This is a genomic window from Paenibacillus apii (assembly GCF_011043685.1).
GTDB classification, from domain to species: Bacteria; Bacillota; Bacilli; order Paenibacillales; family Paenibacillaceae; genus Paenibacillus_AQ; species Paenibacillus_AQ sabinae.
Window position 1 is genome coordinate 179,404 of the sequence record NZ_JAAKGU010000008.1, and the last position, 25,861, is coordinate 205,264.

Annotated in this window: 24 protein-coding genes and 2 pseudogenes; 8 read left to right on the plus strand and 18 right to left on the minus strand. The window is 47.3% G+C overall.

Translation table 11 applies throughout. The annotated features are described in order from the left end of the window. Nucleotides 1–68: 68 nt before the first annotated feature. From G5B47_RS17430 to G5B47_RS17440, 3 genes are all read right to left on the minus strand, one after another. Nucleotides 69–284, minus strand: coding sequence for a DUF302 domain-containing protein (locus tag G5B47_RS17430; protein ID WP_407945228.1), 216 nt, complete (start codon nucleotides 282–284; stop codon nucleotides 69–71). 168 nt (nucleotides 285–452) lie between these two features. Continuing rightward, nucleotides 453–923 carry a cupin domain-containing protein gene (locus G5B47_RS17435; RefSeq protein ID WP_407945230.1) on the minus strand — a complete coding sequence of 157 codons (471 nt, stop codon included), beginning with the start codon at nucleotides 921–923 and terminating at the stop codon, nucleotides 453–455. A gap of 584 nt (nucleotides 924–1,507) precedes the next feature. After that, nucleotides 1,508–1,675 (minus strand): hypothetical protein, encoded by a 168-nt coding sequence (locus G5B47_RS17440; RefSeq protein WP_165100586.1) that lies wholly within the window; start codon nucleotides 1,673–1,675, stop codon nucleotides 1,508–1,510. Nucleotides 1,676–2,188: 513 nt separating this feature from the next. Here G5B47_RS17440 and G5B47_RS17445 point away from each other — a divergent pair. After that, nucleotides 2,189–2,911 (plus strand): YetF domain-containing protein, encoded by a 723-nt coding sequence (locus G5B47_RS17445; protein WP_165100589.1) that lies wholly within the window; start codon nucleotides 2,189–2,191, stop codon nucleotides 2,909–2,911. Between the two features lie 14 nt (nucleotides 2,912–2,925). Here G5B47_RS17445 and G5B47_RS26210 read toward each other — a convergent pair whose 3' ends face one another. Next, entirely contained in the window at nucleotides 2,926–3,090 is a 165-nt protein-coding gene (locus tag G5B47_RS26210) for a YetF domain-containing protein (RefSeq protein WP_407945229.1), read from the minus strand. Nucleotides 3,091–3,208: 118 nt separating this feature from the next. On the opposite strand from G5B47_RS26210, the gene G5B47_RS17450 reads away from it, so the two are divergent. The 6 genes from G5B47_RS17450 to G5B47_RS17475 are packed head-to-tail and all read left to right on the plus strand — an operon-like array spanning nucleotide 3,209 to nucleotide 5,049. Continuing rightward, complete coding sequence (locus G5B47_RS17450) at nucleotides 3,209–3,919, plus strand: DUF421 domain-containing protein (RefSeq protein ID WP_165100592.1); 711 nt, start codon at nucleotides 3,209–3,211, stop codon at nucleotides 3,917–3,919. Between the two features lie 23 nt (nucleotides 3,920–3,942). After that, nucleotides 3,943–4,149: a hypothetical protein gene (locus tag G5B47_RS17455; protein WP_165100594.1), complete on the plus strand. Its 207-nt coding sequence runs from the start codon at nucleotides 3,943–3,945 to the stop codon at nucleotides 4,147–4,149. Between the two features lie 17 nt (nucleotides 4,150–4,166). Next, the gene (locus tag G5B47_RS17460) at nucleotides 4,167–4,367 is read left to right on the plus strand and encodes a spore coat protein (protein WP_165100596.1); all 201 of its coding nucleotides are present in this window, start codon (nucleotides 4,167–4,169) and stop codon (nucleotides 4,365–4,367) included. 53 nt (nucleotides 4,368–4,420) lie between these two features. Continuing rightward, a complete protein-coding gene (locus G5B47_RS17465; RefSeq protein ID WP_165100599.1) occupies nucleotides 4,421–4,600 on the plus strand; it encodes a hypothetical protein in 180 nt (59 codons plus the stop codon). A gap of 33 nt (nucleotides 4,601–4,633) precedes the next feature. Beyond that, the gene (locus tag G5B47_RS17470; protein WP_165100603.1) at nucleotides 4,634–4,834 is read left to right on the plus strand and encodes a hypothetical protein; all 201 of its coding nucleotides are present in this window, start codon (nucleotides 4,634–4,636) and stop codon (nucleotides 4,832–4,834) included. 29 nt (nucleotides 4,835–4,863) lie between these two features. After that, a complete protein-coding gene (locus G5B47_RS17475; protein ID WP_407945231.1) occupies nucleotides 4,864–5,049 on the plus strand; it encodes a DUF1657 domain-containing protein in 186 nt (61 codons plus the stop codon). A gap of 67 nt (nucleotides 5,050–5,116) precedes the next feature. Here the strand turns inward: G5B47_RS17475 and G5B47_RS17480 are convergent, their stop codons facing one another. Then, nucleotides 5,117–5,266, minus strand: coding sequence for a hypothetical protein (locus G5B47_RS17480; RefSeq protein WP_165100609.1), 150 nt, complete (start codon nucleotides 5,264–5,266; stop codon nucleotides 5,117–5,119). On the opposite strand from G5B47_RS17480, the pseudogene G5B47_RS26230 reads away from it, so the two are divergent. After that, a pseudogene (locus tag G5B47_RS26230) lies at nucleotides 5,218–5,447 on the plus strand (IS1380 family transposase); the annotation flags it as partial. The gene G5B47_RS17480 and the pseudogene G5B47_RS26230 sit on opposite strands and share 49 nt — an antisense overlap. Nucleotides 5,448–5,574: 127 nt before the next feature. Here the strand turns inward: G5B47_RS26230 and ppsA are convergent. From ppsA to G5B47_RS17545, 13 genes and pseudogenes are all read right to left on the minus strand, one after another. Further along, complete coding sequence (gene ppsA / locus G5B47_RS17485) at nucleotides 5,575–8,169, minus strand: phosphoenolpyruvate synthase (RefSeq protein ID WP_165100611.1); 2,595 nt, start codon at nucleotides 8,167–8,169, stop codon at nucleotides 5,575–5,577. A 310-nt stretch (nucleotides 8,170–8,479) separates the two neighbouring features. Beyond that, nucleotides 8,480–8,781 (minus strand): annotated as a pseudogene (locus G5B47_RS17490) (excinuclease ABC subunit UvrA); the annotation flags it as partial. Between the two features lie 242 nt (nucleotides 8,782–9,023). After that, nucleotides 9,024–9,719 (minus strand): CTP synthase C-terminal region-related (seleno)protein, encoded by a 696-nt coding sequence (locus G5B47_RS17495; protein WP_165100614.1) that lies wholly within the window; start codon nucleotides 9,717–9,719, stop codon nucleotides 9,024–9,026. A gap of 145 nt (nucleotides 9,720–9,864) precedes the next feature. Then, nucleotides 9,865–12,195, minus strand: a complete 2,331-nt coding sequence (locus G5B47_RS17500) for a histidine kinase (protein WP_165100617.1) — start codon at nucleotides 12,193–12,195, stop codon at nucleotides 9,865–9,867. Nucleotides 12,196–12,270: 75 nt separating this feature from the next. After that, nucleotides 12,271–12,840, minus strand: coding sequence for a potassium-transporting ATPase subunit KdpC (kdpC, locus tag G5B47_RS17505; protein WP_165100620.1), 570 nt, complete (start codon nucleotides 12,838–12,840; stop codon nucleotides 12,271–12,273). A gap of 16 nt (nucleotides 12,841–12,856) precedes the next feature. Next, nucleotides 12,857–14,884: a potassium-transporting ATPase subunit KdpB gene (gene kdpB / locus G5B47_RS17510; RefSeq protein WP_165100623.1), complete on the minus strand. Its 2,028-nt coding sequence runs from the start codon at nucleotides 14,882–14,884 to the stop codon at nucleotides 12,857–12,859. A gap of 25 nt (nucleotides 14,885–14,909) precedes the next feature. Continuing rightward, complete coding sequence (gene kdpA / locus G5B47_RS17515) at nucleotides 14,910–16,586, minus strand: potassium-transporting ATPase subunit KdpA (protein WP_328804568.1); 1,677 nt, start codon at nucleotides 16,584–16,586, stop codon at nucleotides 14,910–14,912. Nucleotides 16,587–16,610: 24 nt separating this feature from the next. Then, on the minus strand, nucleotides 16,611–16,691 hold the full coding sequence (gene kdpF, locus G5B47_RS26215) for a K(+)-transporting ATPase subunit F (protein ID WP_084266517.1): 81 nt from the start codon (nucleotides 16,689–16,691) through the stop codon (nucleotides 16,611–16,613). A 136-nt stretch (nucleotides 16,692–16,827) separates the two neighbouring features. Next, the gene (locus tag G5B47_RS17525) at nucleotides 16,828–17,160 is read right to left on the minus strand and encodes a hypothetical protein (RefSeq protein ID WP_165100627.1); all 333 of its coding nucleotides are present in this window, start codon (nucleotides 17,158–17,160) and stop codon (nucleotides 16,828–16,830) included. A gap of 216 nt (nucleotides 17,161–17,376) precedes the next feature. Beyond that, nucleotides 17,377–18,093 carry a response regulator gene (locus G5B47_RS17530; protein WP_165100630.1) on the minus strand — a complete coding sequence of 239 codons (717 nt, stop codon included), beginning with the start codon at nucleotides 18,091–18,093 and terminating at the stop codon, nucleotides 17,377–17,379. Next, on the minus strand, nucleotides 18,086–20,743 hold the full coding sequence (locus tag G5B47_RS17535) for a sensor histidine kinase (RefSeq protein WP_165100633.1): 2,658 nt from the start codon (nucleotides 20,741–20,743) through the stop codon (nucleotides 18,086–18,088). Before G5B47_RS17535 ends, G5B47_RS17530 begins: the two co-directional genes overlap by 8 nt. Before the next feature lie 248 nt (nucleotides 20,744–20,991). Then, the gene (locus G5B47_RS17540) at nucleotides 20,992–22,944 is read right to left on the minus strand and encodes a pre-toxin TG domain-containing protein (RefSeq protein WP_165100636.1); all 1,953 of its coding nucleotides are present in this window, start codon (nucleotides 22,942–22,944) and stop codon (nucleotides 20,992–20,994) included. Continuing rightward, entirely contained in the window at nucleotides 22,925–25,858 is a 2,934-nt protein-coding gene (locus G5B47_RS17545) for a hypothetical protein (protein WP_165100638.1), read from the minus strand. The genes G5B47_RS17540 and G5B47_RS17545 overlap by 20 nt, the downstream gene beginning before the upstream one ends. Nucleotides 25,859–25,861: the final 3 nt, after the last annotated feature.

Below are 25,861 nucleotides of genomic sequence, written 5' to 3' on the forward strand. Positions count from 1 at the left end.
ATGTTCATTTTCGTATAAAAAAGCTTTAATTTTCCAAGGAATCACAACTTAAACTCTCATCAACAAAGTTACCGGCTCTCATCCACACAAGCAATAAGCCGATTCTCAATGTCTGAGGCGATCGCCATCAATTCATCGTTATGGACCAAACCGATAAGCGCCGTAGGTTTAGGCATCTCGATCTTGGTCGTTCCATTTTCTGCGTAAACAGCGAGCTTACACGGAAGAAAATAACCGACCAGCGCTTTTTGGTTAATACCCGTTTCGCTTCCACCGGATTGCACACTTCGAGGATATGATACGTTATATCCAGCTCGACGCCTTTTTCATGAAGTGCTCTTGAAACCTTTATTGAAACGAAGAATGTTAGCTAATGAGTAAATCGCAAAGAAATAGAAAACCGGTCACCAATTAATGGTAACCGGTACTTATGCATACAATCCTGCGCTAAATTAAAAGCGTTGTCGATCATGAGATGCCATCGCGTCCGCTTTCGTAACGTGTACGGTACCGCGCGGATGCTCTGGAGGCGCATAAATGACGTAAACTTTTAATGGCTTATTTCCAGTGTTCGTTAAGTTATGCCATTTGCCCGCAGGGACCATAATTGCATAATCATCGTAGGCCGTTGTCTTAAAATCCAAGTTATCTCTCGAGTCCCCCATTTGAACGAGACCTTGACCCTCTTCAATTCGAATAAATTGGTCTGTAGTAGGATGTACTTCTAATCCTATGTCATCTCCGACCGGAATGCTCATCACCGTAACTTGGAAGTGCTCTCCCGTCCATAAAGCGGTACGATACGTGTTGTTCTGCTTCGTTACTTGATCGATGTTGACTACAAACGGTTCTTTCCCATAATCCTTAATTTCATTCTCATACCAGGAACTAAACCGCTCATTTCCATAATAAGGTGGATACATTACAGGGTTACCGGTTACGTGAAAAGGATATGTGTGAATTCGATAAGGCTGCCAAGGATAATAAGGATACACGGGGTTCATGAGACCTTGATGCTCAGGAAACATCTTTTTCACTCCCTCCAGACTAGAGTACTACATCATATGCCTAGTTTGAGGGAGCGTGCCTTGTCCTATCGAAGTTCCTCTGCGTATCTTTTTAAGAAGATTCAAACACGAAACGTGATGAGCTGTAGATCGACGTGCTGAACTCCGAAGTACCTTAACGTGTATAACAAAGCCAGTTGCATTTTATCGATTTCTAACGTAGAAACTCTCGCTATGCTCTTTTACATTGGCATTCTTCGCTTTACGCGCTGCCCGCAAGGGAGTGCTCTTCCTAAAATTATGGTAAGTGAACCGTGGAACTTTTGCTATTTGCATTACAAAGAACTTCGCCCTGCCTTTGGGTACAAGCGGATGCGTACGGCTTTGGTTGTAATTAATGAGTCTCTTTTATTAAACTTACGTTTTGCAGCAAAGTGTTCAAATTTTATATCATCTTGTAAGGAAAGACTTTTAGGAAGTCTTTCTCCAAGTTTGGGGTTCTAAATATACTGAATACTGAGATACGTCGTACTGTAGGTACTGTTGTTGTATTTCTTGCTCAATTGCCTGGCCACGAAATACACGGTATAACCGGTGATTGCAATCACGATAATGCCGATCAGCATAATCAAACACATCCCCTTCATATCCGTACGTCCATCATTCAATCCATATTCAAGCTCCCTCCTTTGCTTACGATAGTTTTTCCATAAGTTCTCCCATGTATGAATAGGGATGGCGAGATGGGTAAAAACTACAAAACGTATTTCAAAACAAGGTGGAAAAAGGAATGACTGTTGTTCACGATGAGAAAGTGAATCAAAACTGCATCAATGCTTGTAATCGTTATAATGCAAGCATGTGAAGAGTGCTTGACCGCTTGTTTAAAAAAGTCTGATGTGCAAGTTAGGGGTTCATTGCATCCAAATGCTGCATGATTGCGCCGACATTTGCGCCTTCGATTCGCAATACATGGCCAGAAACAGTATGTACGCTAAACAAATCTGCTCCATCTACGCCACGATTTGCGACACATGAGCATCCAAGTGCGACAAATTTAAGGAAGATCACTGCAAAATGTGAGCAGATGAATGCCTTTAAATGGCTTCGTAGCAAGGGGGGCTTTGTCACTTTTTTATGCATTAAAATTAATCGAAAATACTCATGAGAGTGTGAAAAAAATGGATCAATTCGTTGAATTATTCAAATCGGCAAAACATCTATCCAATACAGGATTTGCGGTTAGGTCAATCGTTTCCATGGTCCTTATTTATTTGATGAGCAAGTTTCTCATGAAACGGGCAGCAGGGCAATTCACCGCTTTCGACTTCGTTTTTTTATGGATGTTGGGCGCTTTGGCTGTCGCTCCTTTGCTTGACGGGAAAATATTGTTCACCACTACGATCATCGCAACGGCTACCTTATATTATTGGCACTTTTTCATTTCATGGTTAGCTGTAAGAAGCAGATTTTGGTCCAGATTCATGACGAGAAAACCGGTTATTTTGGTTGAAAAAGGGATCATACACGAGCAAAATATGCGCCGCTTCTTTTTCAACAATGACCTGCTCCTCTCCGAAATGAGGCTTGCGGATTCTTCTGACTTAGCAGAAGTCGAGCAGGTGATTTTGGAAACCAGTGGACATTTGAGTATCGTGAAAAAAAACGAACATTTGCCGCCCACTCCGACCGAGTTTCAAATTCCCGTTCCACCCGGTGGATTGCCCACCATTCTTATTAATCGCGGCAAAGTGCTGCGTGATAATTTATATTCCTTAAATCTTTCGGAAGAATGGTTGGAAAACCAATTATTCAAATATGGGGTTATGCATTTCAAGGATGTTTATTTGGCGACCATCAGCCCTCAAGGAGAACTGTATTATTCGGTGATGAGCAGTTCGTAATGCCGCCAAACCGCTTATAGTTTTTGATCGGTACCCAGACAGGCATAGGTTGCTTCAGAGATGTCGGATATACTTCGACTGACCAATTCGTTCATTAGCCAGTTCTGAGATAGATGTTTCTGTTTAAAATTTTGCCGAATCATTTGCCCATCCATGATTAATTCCACAGGCATGGTCATTCACGCTAATGGAACAAACGACCGGCATCCTGTCATAGTGTCATTTGGGGGGGATAGGCATTGCAATTGTCGTTTTAGGTGTGATTTTATCTCAACTACTTGAATAGAGGAATGTCAGATGAACTGGGATACTTTATGGAATGGCGGACCATCGTTAAATCCACTTATGATTTTCTTAAGAGTAACGATTCTTTACTTTAGTATTGTAGTCATGACCCGACTGATGGGCCCGCGACAGGTGGGAATTGTTTCGGCCTTCAATTTTATCACTCATGCCGGTATGGCTCATGTGGCGACATCCCGAATGGTAAATCCGGAATCTTCACTTGCCGCCGCCCTAGTTATAATAGCGGTTGCTTATTCCTTGAGTCTGCTGCTTTCATCAATCGACTACGGATTTCCCTCGTGGGTAGGCACAAACCCTGTACCCTTAGTAAAAAACGGGCAGATCCTACAAAAAAATTTAAAAAGGGCTCAAGTAACGATGGATGATTTATTAGCCCAGCTCCGCTTAAAAAAAGTACATAACTTATCCGATGTAGCTTCTGCTGTGCTGGAACCTATGGGGGAACTCAGTGTACTAAAAACACCGGAATCCTCCCCTGTAACGAGAAGTATGTTGAAACTTCCGGAAAAACCGGCTGGAATGGGGACCGTGCTAATCTACGATGGTAAAGTGGAACGGCAGCATCTGTATGCGCTGGGCTTAAAGGTAAACTGGCTGGAAATGGAGATCGCCAAAAAAGGATTCTCTATTTCTCAAGTGTTATTGGCAACACTTGAATCGACAGGCAATATCCATGTGAGCGTTCAAAACAAGTTAAATTAATCGGGAAAAGGGAGACGAAGAGGATGACCATGCTTTCAGAACAGGAAATCTTGAATAACGCATTTAAAGATATGCTATTTCATGAGCAAGTGCTGGCGGGCAAACTGGCCGAGCTGCATAAAGAAATAACCGAGCCGCAGATCCAAAAAATGTTTCAAGGCATGGAGATGGCGGCTCGCACCCGCCAAAACATGTTAACCCAGAAAATGAGCGGATTTGGCATTGTATAACCGGGAGGATCTAACACATGAATAAACTCGATAAAATGCACGATATCCTTGAGACGGAAATGGCGCATCAAATGCTGTACAACAAATACATGATGCAGATCACGAATGCGGAAACCAGACAACTCTTCACCCAGTTCCGGGACGAACATATGCAGCACGTTACCCAGATTCAGCAGCAAATTCAGCAATTGATTAAATACCCGATCAACTTACAATAAATTTTTCATACTTGGTTACATTAGACAGGGTAAAAAGAAAGGAGGTGACAATCTTGGCTACTAAACAAGAAATCCAGCAATGCATTACTGATTGCACGAACACGGCAAACATGCTGCGTACAGCCACAAACGCCGTGCCTAAAGCTGCCATAAGAGACATGACAACGCAAGGCGCCGTTCATATCGAAATGTGTATTCGTCAATGTGAACATGCTGCTGAGCATGCACAGTAACAACAATCAATTCTTTGAGAGAGGTGTATGAAAATGACAGCGAATCCTTCTACAGATATACAGCAATGTATTCAGAAGTGCCAGCAAACTGCCGGCCAGCTTCGCAGTTTGGCCAATCAAGAAACAAATCCGATGGTGAAGATGATGTTAAATGAAGGGGCGCATCATCTCGACCTTTGTCTCGTTGAATGCCAATATTCATTGCAAGAGCTGCAAGCTCCCGCGATGGCTTGAAGGTGATGTAGATGACAGTATCAACAAAAATGCAGCAGACGGTCGCAAGCGCTGAATCGGTTATGGCAAGTTTGAAGTCGTTCGCATTGGAAACACAGGATCAAAATGCAAAACAGATGTTCCAATCCATGGCACAATCGCAGAAAACGATCGTTGACTCCCTAAATGCGAGGCTTCAGTATATTCAAAGTCAGGAACCCCAGTACAAGCAATAATCAGCATAAACAGTGGCACCGGGTATCTTACGGTGTCACTTGTTTGTTTATGTACACTTGACTCCTTTTAGTCGACTTTAATATTTACGGAAGAAGAGGCGTTATAACCGTATCCCTTTCGGTTCCATCTTGCTGCAGTCGATTGAACGAATCCGTCGCCCTTGACATCTGCAGTACGATTCGCTGCTCCGGCTTTTTCTCGGTGGCCGTTGTCCACATCAATCCCTGCTGTACAAAGAATTGGCATGACTTGGCAAAAGCAATCCGAATTCCGGCTGGAGCTTAGTAACATTAATCACAACCTCATTCGGCCCTGCCTGCCCTCCGCCCTCATTCTCGACCTGGACTCCACGGAGGTGACGGTGTACGGGAATCAGGATCAGGCCTCCAAGAGCTCTAAATGAAATCACTAAAATAAGTTCTTAAAGTACAACCCCCAAATCAAAATCATTTGATGTGGGGGTTGCTTTGTTTCATAATTGCTTTCGACTATGATAAAGGCTCATACTTGACGTATTGCAGCCATTACAATATTTCGATAAACCCTTCTGTTCCATGTACGCGAATGCGTTGCCCATCACTGATTAGTTTGGTAGCATTTTCTACTCCGACAACTGCCGGCAAGCCATATTCACGCGCGATAACTGCTCCATGGGTCATCAGTCCGCCAACTTCGGTGACTAGACCTTTTATGGATACAAATAATGGTGTCCAGCCAGGGTCAGTAAAGGAGGTGACTAATATATCTCCATCTTCCAGATCGGCATTTTCCATGTTTAAAATGACACGCGCTCTTCCTTCTATCACTCCGGAAGAAACAGGTAGACCTACAATCGCATTAGCCGGCAAATTTTCTCGTTTGTACTCACCGGAGAGTGTTTCACCATCAGACGTGATGACACGCGGGGGAGTTAGTTTTTTGAAAAATTTGTAATCCTCTTTTCGTTTGCTGATGATCTGATCATCCAGTTTGTGGGTGCGTACGACTTCGTGAAGTTCTTCAAAAGTGAGATAGTACATATCTTCTTTGTCATGGATAACTCCAGCTTGAACGAGTTGTTCGGCTTCTTTCAGTAAAGCCTGCTTATAAACGAAGTAGCGACTTACTATGCCGTATTTTGGATATTCCCGGTAGCCGATGAAATTCCGGATGAGGTCGATCATTCGTTTTGTTTCTTTGGCTTTTTGTTCACCATCCGGTAATTGCTTCAATCGATCTATTAACTCTTGTTCTTTTTCCAAAGCAACGCTCCGCCCTTGCTCAAATTTTCGATTGCCGGCACCCGGCTCAAAGTTCTTGATGTTACCAAAAATCATGGGGACAAGTGTAATTGGTTTTTCACTCCAACGAGTTTTCGTAATATCGATTTCTCCGGTACATCGCATTCCGTATTTGCTGAGATAATCATAGATAGCGGCTTGGGTTTCCCTTCCTCCATCAAACTTAACCAGTTCATCCAGAAAGTTATCTTCTTTTGCATGCTGCAAATAATCAATCACTTCTGGATAAGGGCGAATCACATCTGCGACATGGAGTAGCGCCAGACCCATTTCCGAAGTAATATTGCCCGGTACAGATTGAGAAAGAGTATCTGCTGCGTTTTTTTCGCCTAACCACTCGTTCATGTTTTCATTGATCCATGATGTAGCATTTATAGCAGCCATAAACACAGCCGAACTATTTGGGTCAAATAAGATTTTCTTTAATTGCTGGATATCTTCCAGAATAAAATCAAACAAATCCGATCCCGATTTCACTTGGATGTCTTGTTTTAACTCTTCTATCGATGTTTGACTACGCTTAATCAAATCAGAAACGATTGTCGGATCGTTCTCGAATTGTGCCAGCATATCTGTATTACTTCTGCTCAGAATCGGTGCTGTTTGATCATTTGGTAACAATTTTATAAAATCTCGCTCTATTATGGTCATGAGTGCGCCTTTTATGAGCGGATCGGATCCCAGGGTATTTAATAAAGTTTCCCGGCCGACAGGTGTAGCCAGCCTAGGTGCAACATCAACAAACAACCTCCCACCGGCTTTACGCATAGGTGCAGGAGTAATTAACAGGTAAAAAGACAATCCCAATGGTTTTATGGGATCTGTCATCATTTGTTGATGACCAACAGATAGATAGACGTGATTTTCTTGATCATTCGCCTCAGGGATCGGGTATATCGTCGTGATCGGTCGACTCTGGACAATATAAAAGGTATCATCAACCAAACACCATTCGATATCTTGCGGGCAGCCAAAATAAGCTTCGATCTGTCTTCCGATGTGTGCCAGCTGTAAAATTTGTTGCTCAGTGAGTGTTTGAGACATCTGCTGTTCAGGATCGATCTGCTTTGTCTCTGTTCCGCCTTCTTTCCTTCCATAGATAGCCAATTTTTTGGTTGCGATCCTCTTCTCGACGATTTCCTCTTCCCGCACTTTATAACAATCGGCAGATACCAAGCCGGAGACCAGCGCTTCTCCAAGTCCAAAACTGGCATCGATGGATAGCAATTTTCGGTTAGAAGTAATGGGATCAGCGGTAAATAATATCCCTGAAGCCTGCGGGAAAACCATCTTTTGAACGATAACGGATAAATAAACTTGCCTGTGATCGAATCCATTCTGCATACGATAGATTACCGCGCGCTCCGTGAACAGGGAAGCCCAACATTTGCTGATATGCTGCAAGATCGCATCTTTGCCGATGATATTTAGATAGGTGTCTTGTTGACCGGCAAAAGAGGCATGCGGCAGATCTTCGGCAGTCGCACTGGAACGCACTGCATAAGCATGTTCCTCGCCAAACCGGGAGAAATAGTGAGCAACGGCTTCCATAACATCGGAAGGAATTTCAACTTCCCTAATGGTTTGTCGAATCTTCCTGCTGATTTCACCAATTTGGTCTCGATCCTCTACTTTTAGCATGGTTAGTCGATTGAGCAAAGCATGAAACGTTTCGTTTTGTTCGACGGCTTTTTGGTACCCCACTGTTGTAACACAAAATCCTTCCGGTACTTGTATCCCATGAATTTTTGACAATTTCCCTAAATTTAACCCTTTTCCGCCAACGAGCATAAGCTGCGTTTTTTCCATTTCCTGAAAATCGAGAACCAAAGAACTCATTCTGCATCTCTCCTAACCATTAAAATGAGAAAAAACATTTGACAAGAGTTTACCGGCGTGATAATATAAGAGTATAAGATGAGATGATTATGTACATGTGAGTTAAGTCGGGCGTAATCTATTATAACATCGTGACTGTTTATGTGCAATATAAAAGAACCTGGTAACTACCCAGGTTCTTTTTTGATTTTCCGATATCATTAGTTCATCAAAAAACATTCACTATATTCATCGTCACCGGGCTGGCCATCCGCCCTGAAACTTCTATTTAAAATGTGATTTGTGCTTAGTTTCAAACGCTTATTCCTTCATTATGGGAACCGCCACCCAGCCGCTTCTGATCCACAATAACAGCCATGCTCAGGTTCTCGATCGCATCCGCATCCGGCTGCGGATAGCGCGGCAGGAATTACGCACGAACATGCTGAAGTTCTCATTCAGCAAACGCGTGGATTCTGCGGCGATCGTATCGAAGACGATCGATGACTTGCCGGATCCGGATACCCCGGTGAAGATGGTGATCTTCCGCTTCGGAATGCGTAAGGATACGTTCTTGAGATTGTTTTCCCTCCCACCCGAGATTACGATATACTCCTGATTAGATTCGCTCATGCTTACCATCCTTCCGGGTAGTTTAAATTTCTACTTTTATTCACATTGTACCATTCATCGTGCATAGAAAGTCGGGCAGCCCGAACTTGCACCTGTTATTGTTCTAACCAGAGAGGTGCTCTCCATTTTGCAATCGATTAAATCAAATGGTGTCTTTCATCTGATTGTTCGTAACGCGTTTTTACGGTGACAAAAAATAAGTCCGCAATAAATGAAAAAGCCGCCAAGCGGCAGCCCTTTATTCATAAATATTGATTACTAACATGTTCGATAAAAGAATCTACCAGACAATGCGGATTCTCTTGAGTTGAACTCAATTGAGGAACAAATAACGTCCCGATAAAAAATGTATGACCAGTTAGCTCAACCATTCTTGGCCTTCCTTCAACATCTGTTCCTACAATTTTTAATCCTGCTTCATGAATCGGTGCTTCAAATTCAGGGTTTAACCCGTAACTGCATCTGAATTGTTCGACTATGGTTTGTTTTTGATAAATATCAGAAATCATTGAAGGACTCTTTATAAACACCTCACCTTTTTGACCGACTAGTGAACAAGTAAGTTTACTGATAACTAGTTTAGAAGCATCGGGGTTTAATTCTTCGTGATCAGCATCTTCAAGCATTAATTTATTTTTGGCATATTCAAGAATTATATTTTGAAATCCACCGCAAGTTCCTATTAATGGGACATTATGTTCGCGGGCATATCTAATAATTTGTAGTACTCCACCTACAGATTCAGGAATACCTGGTGCTATCCAGAACCCATTATAAGTCTTATTGATAGTATCTAGTTGTTCAGGAATTGACGCTGTTGGAATCCATTCATACTCAATCGGAACTCCGATTTTTTTAATGGAATGGTTTAATGCATCATTCGTGGCTTGCTGTGAAAGGTAAACCGGATTAAAATCACCAACAATACCGATTTTCAAATAGATCCCCCCTTTAACTAAATCACCAAATGATAATAGCTTGGGCTGGTATTTTTTTCAAAGTTAGGAATTTGAGTTCTATTAATTTGACGATTCCTTACTTCAGTAAACCTTCGGCCATACTTAACTATTAGCATCGCAAAGATTACCTTGCCGGTTCAGAAACATTCGGATCAAAATCGGCCACGATCAGCATATCCATATGACGCGCGTTCCGGAGCAAGTAGTGAATAAAGGTTTCTTTAAACAAGGTTCGCCATAAGGGTTTATGGGACTGTCCAATGATAAGCTGAGTCGTCCGCAGTTCATTCATTCTGTCTAGCAGATGCCGGTGAATGTCCGCGCTGCCTGTAGCCTCGGTCACCTCCATTTTTCCTCCAAGCCGTTCCGTTAATAAGCGAAGCGTATCGAGCCGTTTCAGCTCTTCAGGTGTCTGCTCCGCCCCGCAATGCACATAATGGACGTACCATTCCGCTTTAAGACGATGCGCGATGCGAAATCCGCGGCGAATCAGTCTTTCCGCCCTCGGTCCCGTATCCACACAAACAAAGATAACCTCCTGTCGGCTCCATGATCCCCGCAAGGCCGCATCCCGGTCCCAGGCTTCCAGCCTCTCATCCACATCATCGGCGATTTCACGAAGAGCGAGCTCCCGCAGTGCAATCAGATTGCCCATTTTAAAAAAGGATTCCAGCGCCTGGTTTACTTTTTCCGCCGCATAAATCTTCCCTTCCCGCATTCGCTCCTGCAGCATTTGCGGGGTTACATCGATAAGCTCCACTTCCTTCGCCATTTTCAGGATCGCATCCGGTACCGTCTCCCGAACCCGAACACCGGTTAATTGAGCCACCGCATCGTTCAGGCTTTCCAGATGCTGCACATTCACGGTAGTAATCACGGAAATGCCATTCGCAAGCAGTCGAATAACATCCTCATATCGCTTACGGCTTTGGCTGCCGGGCACATTGGTGTGTGCAAGCTCGTCAACGAGCACAACCTCCGGGTGGCGCGCAATAATCGCTTCGGTATCCATCTCTTCCAGGAAGGTCGATTGATATTGAATCTTAGCCCGCGGTATGGCGGTCAATTTGCCGATTTGCTCCCGGGTTTCCTTGCGTCCATGGGTTTCCAGCAAACCGATGACGACATCAATGCCTTTGCCGAGCAGAAGATTTCCCTCCTGCAGCATTTTGTAGGTCTTACCCACTCCCGGGGCAGCGCCGATGTATACCTTGAGGGTGCCATGACGGATCGTTTCAATTTTCTTCTGAATCTCTTGGCTGGTCAATCGATGGAAGGGTTCCTCCTGCCTCTTCGGTCGCTTAATGGGTAAGATCCGCTCTCCTTCCTGCTCGGCCCGATCCGCCATCAGGAACACATCGATGTTCCTCGTTTTGCGCAGTACACGGTTCGCAATGGAGCCCTGCCATTTTTCCTGCCAGCTGCTTTTCTTGGAGTGTCCCATGACGATCCGTGTCACATTGTTTTGAATGGCATAACGAACCAATTCGGAAGGAAGCTTACGCAGACGAACCAGCTGAAGCTCTCCAAACCGGGCATCCACCCGCTTCACCAGCTTGATGATGGATTGCTTAAACGTTTGCTGCTCCTTGGTCAACGGCTTATTGGACTTAACGAAAGTTACAACGATTAGATCGCCGTTAAGCCGTTTGGCGATTTGCTGGCCTCTTCTTACATAAAGGGATCCGTTCCAATGGTATTGCGCTGACACGAGAATCCGCTCCGTCGCACCGGAAGGGCCGACAAGTCCATGCTCTTCCCTGTGCTTCTCCAAAGACTCGTTAACTCCTTCCGCTACCAGCCGCAAGGATACTTCTCGAAGCACGGCAAGATTGCCGCGGCGAGACAGCGCCGGATGGGTCACGTCGCCCAGCACTCCTTCTTCAATCCGCTTCAGAATAGTTTCGGGAGAAACGTCAATCAGGCGAACTTCATCCGCCAGTTCCAATGTATCCATGGGTACCGTAGTCTCCGCACGAATACCCGTCATTTTGAAGATGGATTCACCCACTCCTTCCAGTTCGTAAACATTGACGGTCGTAATCACGCTAATGCCATTTTCCATCAGGAACCGGATATCCTCAAGCCGTGTGGCAAACTGCGCCCCTTTACGATTACGATGGGCCAGCCCATCGACCAGCAGCACCTCGGGGTTGCGTTTCAGCAGGGTTTCCAAAGGAAGGTCTTTCTGCTCTTTGCCCCCCTTCGACCAGTGGATGCTGGGTATACGATCCAGTTCCTCGAGCTGCTGAACCGTTTCGGTCCGCTGCATGGTGGACACGGCGCAGCACACCACATCTATGCCCCGTTCCTTAAGCAGCCTGCCTTCTTGCAGCATATGATACGTCTTGCCTGATCCGCTGACCGAACCGATGATAATCTTCAGCCTTCCCCGGTGCAGACGGTATATGGAGTATAGGATTTCTTCCGGTGTTTTACGTTTATATGGCGGCAATTGTGTTCCCCTCTCTCCGATCAAACCGCAAACGGCCCCATCCGTCAAAAGTCGCGGACAGGGCTATAAGCAGGGCTATTTCGCTAACAGCGCCGACAAAGCCATATTGAGCTTCAGCACATTGACATGTTCTTCGCCGAACAATCCAAGGTCGCGTCCTTGAGTATGCTCAGTCACCAATTTCTCCAGCGTATCCTGCGGTATTCCGGTCAAGCTGCTGATTCTGGGAATCTGAGCCCACGCCGAAGCGGGGGAAATATCCGGATCGAGGCCCGACCCGGAATTCGTAATGAGATCGACCGGCAGTTTATTGACCGGGACATCCGGATTATCCGCCTTCCATTCAGCAACTGAATCCTTAATGCGCTTCAGCAGATCCGGATTGGAAGGGGCATAATTCGGCGTGCCGGATGAAGCGGCATTGTATTCAATGCTGGAGACCCTGCCATGAAAATACCTGGGGGATATAAACGTCTGCCCAATCAATTCGGAGCCGATCAATTGGTTATTGCCGTCATGGACCAAGCTCCCGTTGGCTTTATGCGGCATGAAGACCTGGGCGATTCCCGTCACCGCCAATTGATAAATCATAACAATAATCATCAGAAGGATACTTGTTCTTATTGTAACCGTTATTGTCTTCACCGTTAACTCATCCTTCCTACACCATAAATTGAACAAGCAAATCGATCAGCTTAATGCCGATAAACGGTACGATGACGCCGCCGAGGCCGTAGACCAACAGGTTGCGGCTTAGCAATCTGGAAGAACTCATCGGTTTGTAGGCGACCCCCTTCATCGCCAGCGGAATCAGCAGCGGAATAATAACCGCGTTAAAAATGAGCGCTGACAGGATGGCAGACAGCGGAGAATGCAGCCCCATGATGTTGAGCACTTTCATTTCCGGAATCGCCACCATGAACATCGCGGGAATAATCGCAAAATATTTGGCGATATCATTCGCAATACTGAAGGTGGTTAGCGCTCCGCGCGTCATCAGCAACTGCTTCCCGATGGACACCACTTCAATAATTTTGGAGGGGTCCGAATCGAGATCGACCATATTGGCTGCCTCCTTGGCTGCAACCGTTCCGCTGTTCATGGCAATCCCCACATCCGCCTGCGCCAGTGCGGGAGCATCGTTCGTACCATCGCCGGTCATGGCAACCAGCTTGCCTTCCGCCTGTTCCCGCCGAATGACGGCGATTTTATCCTCCGGCTTACTTTCGGCGATAAAGGCATCCACCCCTGCTTCCGCAGCAATCGTTGCGGCTGTCAGCGGATTGTCGCCTGTGCACATAATCGTTTTGATGCCCATTTTCCGCATTTGGTCAAACCGTTCTCTCATCCCCGGTTTAACGGTATCTTTCAGATAGATGAGACCGAAGATCGTTTGATCGACGGCTACGGCCAGCGGCGTTCCGCCTGCAGAGGCAATGGCATCGCTGCTTTCCTGAAACCCTTTCGGAATGAAGCCGCCCTGTTCGGCAACCCACTGCTTCACGGCATCAACGGCTCCTTTGCGGACCTTCCGCCCATCCTGCAGATCGACGCCGCTCATTCGGGTTTCCGCTCTGAACTCGATAAACACCGCGCCCTCCGCCAATTTTTCAGGGAACGACAGCCCCTGCTTGTTCAACAGCTCGAGTACGGAGCGACCCTCCGGAGTCTCATCCTTGACCGAGCTGATCGCCGCCCACATCGCCACTTCCTGAGCGCTGTAATTCTCGGCCGGAACAAATTCGCTGGCCATCCGGTTGCCGTACGTAATCGTTCCCGTCTTATCCAGAATAATCGTGTTGATATCGCCGGACGCTTCAACGGCCTTCCCTGACATCGCCAGAACGTTGAACTGGGTGACACGGTCCATTCCAGCAATCCCGATAGCGGAGAGCAAGCCGCCGATCGTTGTGGGAATCAGGCAGACCAGCAGTGCGATCAGCACGGGGATTTCAAGCCGGATATTCAGATAATCCGCGAAGAAAGGCAGCGTGATGACAACAAGCAGAAAGATAATGGTCAGGCTGACCAGAACGGTATTCAGCGCAATTTCATTCGGCGTTTTTTGCCGTTTCGCTCCTTCAACCAGGGAAATCATCCGGTCCAGAAAGGATTCTCCGGGATCACTGGTGATGCGGACCTTAATCTGGTCGCTGATGACCCGGGTGCCTCCGGTCACCGAACTGAAGTCGCCGCCCGCCTCTTTAATAACCGGAGCGGATTCTCCGGTAATCGCCGATTCATCCACGGACGCCAATCCTTCAATGACTTCACCGTCGCCCGGAATCATCTCTCCCTGGGCAACAATGACTACGTCGCCCTTACGCAGCTCCGTGGAAGAGACGGTTTTGACGCCTTGTCCTGTCACTTTATTGGCCGAAATTTCTTTCTTGGTTTGCTTAAGCGAATCGGCCTGTGCTTTGCCGCGCCCTTCGGCCAGAGCCTCGGCGAAATTGGCGAACAGTACGGTGAACAGCAGGACCAAGGCCACGGAGGCGTTGAAGCCGGTCGATACCGTTCCGCCAAAAGCGTTCGGAACAAAGAGCAAAAACAAGGTGATCAGAAATCCGACTTCCACCACGAACATGACCGGATTTCGCATCATGATCCGCGGGTCCAGTTTGATAAAGGCCTGCTTGATGGCCTGACTGACAATTTCTCTCGATAATGTGCTTTTACGGGTGCTCATTTTTTCTCCTCCATCCGGTTCCGCTCTATGGCTTCAGCGTCAAATATTCAGCAATCGGTCCCAGCGCAACGGCCGGAAAGAACGTCAACGCTCCGACGATCAGTACGGCGCCGATAAATACGGTACCGAACAAAATATTGTCTGTCCGGAATGTTCCCGCTGTCTCGGGCACGCTCTTCTTGGCGGCAAGCGAGCCGGCTACAGCCAGCATGGTAATGACCGGGAAATAGCGTCCGAGAAACATGACAATGCCGGTGGAAATATTCCAGAACGGTGTCGCGTCGCCAAGTCCTTCAAAGCCGGAACCATTGTTGGCCGCCGAAGAAGTAAATTCATACAAGGCTTGGGACAGCCCGTGAAAGCCTGGATTGGAAATGGTATCCGGATGAGCATACAAAGCGAATGCCGTGGGCAGCAAAATCAGCAGAGGACTGATAATCAGCGTGACCGCAATCAGCTTCATCTCTTTGCCCTCAATCTTCTTCCCAAGGAACTCCGGCGTTCGGCCGACCATGAGACCGGACAGAAAGACCGCGATCATCGCATACATCAGCACGTTGATGAAACCCGCGCCAACCCCGCCAAAGACAGTGTTGAGCATCATATTGCCAAGTGCGACCAGACCGCCTATTGGAGTCAAGGTATCATGCATCGTGTTCACCGCTCCGGTTTCGGTAGCCGTAGTGACAACAGAATACAGGGTGGACTGGGCCGCGCCGAAGCGCACTTCTTTGCCCTCCATCGAACCCTGCGCATACTGGATGCCCAAAGCATTTATCACCGGGTTACCCGTATTCTCGCTTGCCAGGGAAATGCCGAGAAGAACCACAAACATCATCACCATCGAAGCAAACAATACGCGTCCCTGCTTCCTGTTGCCTACCATTTTCCCGTAAGTGAAGGGCAGCGATGCCGGAAGCAGCAGCATGAGTACGATTTGCAGAAAATTGCTGAATCCGCTCGGATTCTCAAACGGATGGGCCGAGTTCACCCCGAAGAAACCGCCGCCGTTATTGCCGAATTCCTTAATCGACAGAAACGACGCCACAGGACCGCGGGCAATTTTCTGGGTCGCTCCTTCAAGCGTATGGGCCACCGCTGCGGGTTCCAGCGTCTGCGGAACGCCCATCGCCACGAACACGAATGCCAGCATAAAGGAAACCGGAAGAAGGATGCGGGTAATGCACCGTATCATATCTACGAAAAAGTTCCCCAGCGGCTTGCCGGAAAGAGCCCGAATGAAGGCAATGGCGCCAGCCAGGGCTGAAGCGGGAGCGGTGAACATCATAAAGATAATGCCAATCATCTGCGATAGATAAGACAAGCCGCTTTCACCGCTGTAATGCTGCAGATTCGTATTGGTCATAAAGCTGATCGCCGTGTTAAACGCCAGAGTGGGTTCCATAGATGCGATCCGGGTTGGGTTCAGCGGCAGCACTCCCTGAAAGCGGAAGATGAGGTATACCAGCAGGATCATGACCGAATTGCTTAGGAGCAGAGCCAGGGCGTATTCCTTCCAGCTTTGGTTCTCCTTCCGTATTCCTCCGAGCGCGTAGACAGGCTTCTCCAGCCAGCCGAACCAGCGGTCAAGTCCGGTTCTCTCGTAGTTGAATACTTCCGCTATATACAGCCCTGCGGGGCGGGCAAGCAGCAAGGCTATCAATACCGTTACTGCGATTGCAAGTAAAGATGTTGTGGTCACGGGAATCCCTCCTGAAATCATTGGCTAAAACTTTTCCGGGTTAATAAGCGCGTAGGTCAGGTATACAAGCAGCGCAGCTATGATGACAGCGAGTCCCCAGATCATCCCCGGTCACTTCCTTCATCAATCGTCTTGGATGCCCATTTGCAAAGTCCAATCATGAGTACGACAAGCAGCAATAGGGTGACAATCATATAAAGATCCAGCACAGTAACTCTTCCTCCTCCAAAACATTAAGATATCAATGATATATCTCTTCTCCCAGCACCTGATTTACTGCTTCAATAAAAGCGCGGTAGCCTCCATCTCCATCCGTCCTGTGAGAAAGCGCCAAACGCAGTATCATCTCGATCCGCTGCTGATCAAACTCATAGCTGCCCAGCAGAATGTCCCGAATTTCGTCAAGAGACGCTCCTTGAGCAAACTTTTGGGCTGCTTGATAAACAGCGTAGTCTTCATAACCTCCGCTTTTAGTCGGCTTTACCAAATCTAGATATACCGATACTTTTTTTGCGATGTATAGTATTACCAGCGCCATGAAAATTACACCCGTTACTTTCAAAAGCCCATTCATGCTGTATCCATCCTTTCTATCTAGTTCCGACATCAGCGTAACATTCCGGCCATTAGTTTGGGATTAGAGTTTACTTGAAAGAATATAGATTGTATTAAGATTTCAACCGGCCTCAAACAGCATAAAAAAACCACGCCCCTAAAAGAGCATGGTCCTCAAATTACGATTCATTTTCACTTATTCCGGTTCATTTTTACTTAGTACGTTACATTTTCCTTACCTGTCGCTAATGTCATCGCCAACCTGAAGCATACGGTACCCGATGCCAATATGCGTTTGAATCAGCCTCAGCTGTGCGGATTTTTTTTCTATCTTTTTTCGCAGCGTCGCCATAAATACACGCAGGGCGGGCACATCATAGGGATGGCTGCCCCAGATCGAATGCAGAATATAATTATGCGTCAGCACTTTGCCGACATTCTTGGCCAGCAAACATAGAAGCTTATACTCGCTAGGCGTTAGGTGAATTTCTTCTTCATCCAGCCAAACGCAGCCCGCCTCATAATCGATTTTAAGCGGCCCATTAATGAACTGGGAAGCATCCTTCTGAAGCTTATCGCTGTCATAACGAATGCGGCGAAGACTAACCCGAAGCCGGGCCAGTAGTTCCTCCACGCTGAAGGGCTTGGTCAAGTAATCGTCCGCGCCTGCATCCAGCGCCTCGATTTTGTCCCTGTCTTCGCTCCGCGCGCTGACCACGATGATGGGAACGTTCGACCAATCCCGGACTTTTTTTATAATATCTACCCCATCCATATCAGGTAACCCCAAATCGAGAATGATCAGATCCGGTTGTCTGGAAATTGCTTCAATAATTGAGACTTCGCCTGTTTCTGCTGTGTGATATCTATACCCTTGTGTCTCCAGAGTAGTCGTAATCAATTTTCGGATCGGCTTGTCATCCTCCACGACCAGAATGAAAGGTTTATTCATACACACTCACCTCCGCAGCCTGAAGGGTAAAATAAAACACCGTCCCCCTCGGAAAATGATCTCTTACACCAATAGTGCCGCCGTGGGCATTTACGATCGATTTGCATAGAGCAAGCCCCAGGCCCAAGCCACGGCGCCCGTCCCCACGAATATTATCTCCGGTATAGAACATCTCAAATAACCTGGTCTTCGATTCATCCGAAATACCCGGGCCGTCATCGGACACTTCTATAAACACCATTTCCCCATCGCGTCTTGCTGAAAGCGTAATGCATGAACCCTCCTTAGTGTACTTGATGGCGTTATCTACAAGATTGATCAGCACCTGAACGATCAGTCTGGAATCGACCCGGGCCATTAGCAAATCGTCCTCTATGATCGTTTGGATCGTATGCTTCACACTGTTGCGGTTTACATGCTGCAGGGCCTCGGAAATGACCTCCTCGATCAATTCCGCTTGCAGGTTCAGATTGATCGAACCGTTCTCAATCCGGCTGATGGACAGCAAATTTTCCACCAGATTAATCAGCCACATGGAATCATCGTAAATATCGGTATACAAGCCTTTTTTCTGTTCCTCGCTGAGCACATCGGAGTTGCCAATCAGTATGCCCGCATTGCCGGAAATGCTGGTGAGAGGGGTACGCAAATCATGTGAAATCGCCCGAAGGAGATTAGCACGGAGCTGTTCCTGCCGGATTTGCATGAAAATTTCCTGCTGCTGCCCGTTAAGTCTCTCCTTCTCAAGAGCAAGCCCGCATTCTCCAAGCATCGCAAAGACCAGGCTTTTTTCAAAGACGTCCAGTGGTTCTTCCTGATCCATGACGATGGCCGCCACAGCAAAAACCGTATCACCGCCGCGCACGGCATGGTAGAGGCAATGAGCGCCAAAAAAAGTATCGGTCGTGGCTCCAGCGCGCTTGTTGTTCTTGTAGACCCAATCAGCAACCGCTTGTTCATTTTCATCCGTATAGACCGCCGGGATGCTCCCGGAATCTTTCTTCGGAAAAATAATCGGCGCGGACACCCCCTTCTGCTGAACGGAATAAAAAATAACCGTCCGGTTCAAAAGCTTTACCATCTGGCGGGCCGTTTCATCAATAATTGCCGGGAAATCCTGGGCTTGCTGCAGTTTGCGGCTCGTCTCGAGCAGCACTTCTGTGCGGTATGCCTTTTGCGCGGATTGGCTCGCTTGATCCCTAACCCGCATCGTTAAGGTACTTGTCAGAAAAGAGGCCGCTAGCATGACCAGAAAGGTAACCGGATAACCGGAATCATATACTCTTAGGGAAAAATACGGCTCCGTAAAAAAGAAATTGAATACAAGTACGCTTAAAACCGACGAAAAAACACTGTACAGTCTGCCTCTGGTTATCATGGCGTTCAGCAGGACGCCGAGAATATACACCGTGACGATGTTCGCTTCTTTTAATCCGAAGTATTGAAAGCATAATCCGATTATCGTGCAGCCCGCGATAATGGCCGTGGTCTTTGCAATATCAGACGCGGAAAGATGGAGCGGCTTGGCATTCAGGTGAAATTTCCTAGGGCTCGGTGGCTGTGAGTACGGAATGATGTAAGTTTCAATATTGGGAACCAGCGCGGTCAGCTTATCGACCACATTGGATTTTGCCAATCGTCTCTTTTTGTTCTCCGACCGTCCCAGCACAATTTTGAATACCCCGCTGGTTTTGACATATTCCGCGATCTGTCCCGGGATGTCTTCCCCGTACACCGTCGCAATCTGGGCACCTAATTGCTCGGCCAGCCTTAAATTGCCTCGCAATTCCTCTTTATCTTTGGAGGTCAGCGCGATAGTTTCCGGAGTTTCTACGAACAATGCGGTAAACCGGCCGTGAAAGGCTTCAGCCATTCTCGCCGCGGTGCGAATCACTTTTTTGTTGGAAGCTGCCGAGGAGAGACAGACCAGAATATGGTCTTTCGTGTTGTATTCATCTCTCTTGGCCTGCTCGCTGATCTGGATGGCGATACGGTTTAACTGGCTTGCCGTGCTGCGTAGCGCAATTTCACGAAGGGCGGTTAACTTTTCCCTGGAAAATAATTGGGCCTGAGCTTCTTCCGCTTCATCATTACGATAGATCTTCCCCTTATGGAGACGTTCGATGAGATCATCCGGTTCGATATCAACCAATTTCACCTGATCCGCACTGTCAAACACACTGTCAGGAATGCGTTCGTGAACAGAGATTCCGGTAATCGAGGCGACAATATCCGTCAGGCTTTCAATCTGCTGAATATTAATCGTCGTATAGACATGAATCCCCGACCGCAGCAATTCCTCTACATCCTGATATCTTTTTTTGTGGCGGCATCCTGCGGCATTGGAATGGCCCAAATCGTCCAATAAAAGAAGATCCGGCTTTCTTTGAAGCGCCAGGTCCAAATCGAATTCCTCTATCGCAGTTCCTGCGCCGGAAATTGTCAATGGCGGCAATAGCTCCAATCCTTCCAGAAGAGCCATCGTATCGGGTCTGTCCTGGGATTCAATGAATCCGGCGACAACGTCAATCCCGTCCTTTTGTTCCTCTTTTCCGGCACTGAGCATCGCATAGGTTTTGCCGACGCCCGGTGCGTAACCGATGAAAATATTCAGCTTTCCCCGTTTTTTGTCTGCCGGTATGCCTTCCATTCCAAGCCCACTTTCCGATAATCCTGATTCTATCTTCTTCTAGTTGTTAGTATAGCATGTGCAAAATCAGCATCGTATTACGACTTTGAGCGTAAGCATTAAGATTGCATTAAGACGAATGCATGGCAGTCTGTATGACCTTTCGCCTGTGCTTCCTTCTTTACAAATAATAAGGAGTCTGCCACGAATTAATTCGTGTGACAGACTCCCGATACTCTTGGTCGCTCAGATGGAATGAGGCTGTAAGCTCATTTGATCCCCCCGGATACCTGAAGCACTTTTTTGGTAAGTTCCTCTAAATCCTTCTGGGTGATATTTATTCCGATAACCTCGAAGTCTAGGCCTTCCCCTCCTTTAGTTAGCGGGCTTCTAAGTCGTTTTACTATTCCCTTGCTCGGCACATCTTTTGGCAGGACGCCAAATATTTTTGTTTTTGAAATGCTTCGTATACGTACAAGGTATTCATCGCCCCCTACGAAGATCCGGGGCAAGGAGCCGTCCTCCATACTATCAAGCCGTTCAATTGTAGATCTTGCCTGCCCCCCTATTTCGCCTAACTTATACTCTTTCGCAATCCCCTTCTCAATTTCTTCAAGAGTTGCCGTGAACGGTTTGCCTTCCTTAGCAGCCTTAAGCTTTCTGTTTTCAAACCGCTTCATGGCGACCTCCTTAAGCGCCGCCAGATCTTCTTCCGTAACGTTGTATTTGTATGACAATCCTTGCGAAGATGCCTTGCCGGCCTTAGCCTCATCGATAGCCCAGACCTCAAGTACGCCCTGGATTCGTTTTATCTCCTGATGCGTTCGCGCCCCATACCATACCTGCTGGATTTCACTACCGACAAGGCGTCTGGCAATAATACCGTCTGTGATCTTTCGGTTCCTACTGTCCGTAAGCATATGCCCAGGGAAGTATTCAAGCTTAAATTTGTCCGCATCAAGGCCTAGCGCCTTCGCACTGAATTGTTCGCGAAGCAGCTTTACCGTACGGCTCTCCTTTAATTCTTCCAGAAGCTGCCCCTTTGCCCTATCCATACTGATGCCTTTCTTGGTGAAGGCAGCCTCTGATACTCGTGCCAGAGCGTTCACATCGAGTTCTTTCAGAGAAGGTGTCGTATTCCCAAGTTTTTCGAGCGCCTCAAGGAGCATCTTTCGGGTTTGGTTTATCGAGAGAACAGGGGCAGCTGAAGCTCCTCCGACGCTCTTGCCCATAAGTTTGCCCAGTGACTCTTCAGCATCCTTAACCGCTTGAGGCGATAATCTTTTTCCCGCACGTACTGCGGAGCCCGCTTCTTGCACAGTGATTCTTGCTGCCGGTTGAATCGCCGCACGTTCCCCCATTTGGATCATGTACGACCATTTCGCCGCATCCCGCCCATACAATTGCGCAAGCCGGGTTGCGGAGTAGGCAGCCCGGCCAACTTTTATCAAACGTAAAAGCCCTGGCAGCAGCACGGAAAAAATCGCCAGTGCGCGCTCGGTTGGACTTAACTCCCTGCAGAAAAGATCTCGGCCCTCGTACGCCTCCAACAGCGCCATTGCATTTCCCACGATTGGCAAGCACCCTATTCCGAAAGCAAGAGCCTCTCCCAGAAAAGAGACGTCGCGATCGAACGCCGTTACTTTTCCTGCGCCCAAATCCTGTGCTGCCCGCAAAGAAAAAACGATGTCTTGCCGCTCTTGCAGCACGGCAGCTATTCCTTCGACTGCGGACATTTTATAGAAATTTGGTTCGTATTTATGAGCGTTCATCCACGTCCTTATGGCCTCGATTAATTCTTTCTTTACCTTTTCCACTTCCGGATTCTCTTCCATGAAATATTGCTTATCGCAGGCTCCAGTCGTGTGCGTTTTTACGTTAAGCAACCCTAGTTTTGTTTTTATCGCTTCAAAATACTCCGTATTTTTTCTAAGGTATTCCGCTTCACTCGGTTCGTAGGGGGTCATCATTTTTTTGGATCTTTCGATTGCGTCTCTTTGCCATAATAGTGGTCCCCGTGTTCCCGGCTCCTGCCTAGATCTGAATTCAAACTTGTTGACGATATCGGCCGGGCGCAGCCTAAGATCCTCCTCCATGAGATCTACCGCGAATCGGTAGCCTGCTATTTCGGGAGCATGGGCCGTTCCGCCCGCCAGCACGTCATGCAGCTTGCCACGCATTTCATCCAAGGCAAGACGGTAATCATCGATTGAATTCGCCATTGGAGTCTTCCAAGCTCACACAAAATGATGGCAGCGAAGAATCAGGCTGGATCCAGACTAGCGTCGTGGGTAATGAAAACTCCCATGGTGCGCCTTCCGGTTTGGCCCCTGCGATATCGTCCGTCTGGTTCCGCATCTCCTCTGTAATGGAGACATACAAATCACTGTCCAGCGTAGGCCGCTCTCCCCCGCGCCAAATTTTTTTCGACAAATCCGTTTCCTTTGATTGCAACAAGTATAGGACAGCGTCTACGTAAGCCATTGGAACCGGAACAACTACCCGTGCATGTCCAGCCGTAAGAAATTGCTGGAAGAGCGGATCGGGGTCCGAGATTTTGTTCAACGAAACCCATTTCTTTTTCCTCGTCCAAAAATAGGGATAGAAGAGGTAGGTCATCTGTTCCCACTCAAAGGCTTGTTCAAAAAACTGGACGATTGGCCCCTCATTAAGCGCTTCATAGACATTAATTTCAGGATGTTGCTCCGGCTGGTTTTCCGGATCGCTCATTGCGTCAAATTGTTGAAAATGCTGCCCGGTCATCATCGTGATGCAAAGCTTTTTAAGCTCCGTCTTTTCAGTCACCCGATTCATCGCTGGGTTTCTTCCCTGGATATCATTTTCTGTTGTCGCAGCTTCAGCTTCAGTGACTTTCTGATCATATGCAGCCTGAAGCGCTTGATATGCTGTATAAATCTTCTCGAAGGTCTGAATCCTCCACTTATCATAATGTTCTTTAGTACGCACGTAGGCTCCTTGAACGTTAATTCCAAACGACGTGACATCATAAGCTGCTACACTCACAGGTATGGAACCGGTGATAAGTTTTATTTCATTTGGATTACCTACAGTTGAATTGTATATATCTTGCCCTTTACCTGGGTCCTTATTGAGAATGGGGTAGTGATCGTGTCCAACCTGGAGGGTAAGCTTCGGGTGGTATTTCCATACGGCGGTCACTGTTCCGCTGTAAGAATGCAATTTGTATCCTTCTGGAACAATGAGTTCCTTCGATGTCATGGACATGGACTTTCCAACCTCAATGTCTTTGGCGAGTGTAACGCCTGTAAAGGTCCATTCTGGCGGCGGAGGTGTAACTCCTGCAGCGTTGTATCGGCTCATATATTTGAGATAATCCGTTTCATTGATATCAGAAACCGTGAGAAGACCGCCTGATAGATTCAAAAAAGGCTCCGGAGGTTTCGCGTTCACCTTTACTGTATGGCGGTGGCTTTGAGCAGCCCGGAAGAACGCCGCAGGTTCGGGTACAATAAATTCAAGTAATAATCGCACACCGTAATTGAAAATCTGTGCGCGATACCGCTTATCTACCCAACGGTAGATACCGATTACATGCCCTTTGCCTTGGACATTGTTTACCCCGTGCGTATTGATTTCCTCTACCTCGTTTAATGTCTTCGTCGTTCTTTCGATTCGCGTCTTAATTTGCACCCTGCTCACAGAACGGTCCACAACTTCGCGAGCAAAGTTACTGCTGTTCTTCTGCGATTCTTGCTTGGACGTTGAATATGCCAAATCGCCTGTTGCGGTCGTGATAACCGGACCGAAGCTGGAAGTGACCGTAAGTCCCGCTTTGAGGCTCAAGTCCTCCTTGATGGTCTGCTCCACCTCTCGTTTGAGCTCAAAGCGATCGGTGGACTGAGTGTCCCTCTCGTTCTCTTTTGTCTCCTCTTCGGAGGTGAACAATGTGGTTTCTGTTCGGTCAAGTTTACGGTGCTTTCTCTCCTTCGATTCCCCTTTCAGCACATTCTCGATATGGGCTACCTCGCCCGGTACATACTGAAGCAGAGTCTGCTTAACCACCTTCAAATCGCCTATCCCAAGCGGGACAATGCGCCCGCTTACGTCCACGTCGGGTACGGAATTGGAATCTGCCGTCTGCATATCGATGAGCAGATTCTGGTTACCATCGGTTGCCGGGTGCCTACGTTCCTTCACATAGCTTTGAAATTCCGGATCATTGGCTAGTTCCCGGCTTTGCTCCTTCAGCTTGGAGAGGTGATCTTCCAACAAATTCGAGGCGGCGAAAATAGGTGTCTCCTCAGTCACGTGGAGCTTATCCAATATCCCCAATTGGACGCTGGTTAACTGATCTGAAAGTACAGAACGAAGGGAGGGCACACTACTTAGCGTAAAATGGCTACGGGAGAATTCCCCCAAGTTCTCTGTTTTCGTTTCCTTTACCGCCGGTGAGGTATCAGTAGGTGCTGTCCTCACAGCATCGAGAAGTCTTTCGGTTTCATGGAGTTCCGTTGCGAGCTCACGTAAACGGTCGCCGCGCATGAATGGATCATGATTTGAGTGTTCAGTCATTTTGGTATTAGACTTTTGCGTTATGAATTCAGAGAAAGCGGTATGAAAAGCATTGGGAATTGCGGGTCTGGCATGAAGAGCTCCGAGTATCGTATTAAGCTGTGGTTCTTCGTCCTCGTCAAAAAGTTTCACAAAGTGAATGGTACGAAGTGCTGCCATAGGTGTCTCTAGTCTTAGACCCGCATCAGGCCCTGTCGATTCGGCTATCAAAAGTGCATCCCAGGCTTTTTCAAGAAGCTCCTCTTCACGGCCGTCAAGAATCTTGGTAATGCCATGCTTAAGTAAAAGCTTCTTTACATCCGGCAATTTATCGGAGGTGTCTAATTGTTCATAATGCCGCAAGATCCCGCGGTACCCTTCCTCTAACTGTTTAAGATCAGAAAGATCCAATTGGTTCCATTCGCTGAGAGCCCCTTCCTGGGAGGAAAGATGACGTGCAATCCGAGTTAAACGAATCTCATCATCCGAGTTAGATACACGAGGATCCCTAATCACGGAATAACGAGTCTCCTTCTCGGTAACGCGTTGCCCGGGACGAATCGCGATAAACTTAAATAAATCGGTCGTTGCAGATTCAGCCATGAA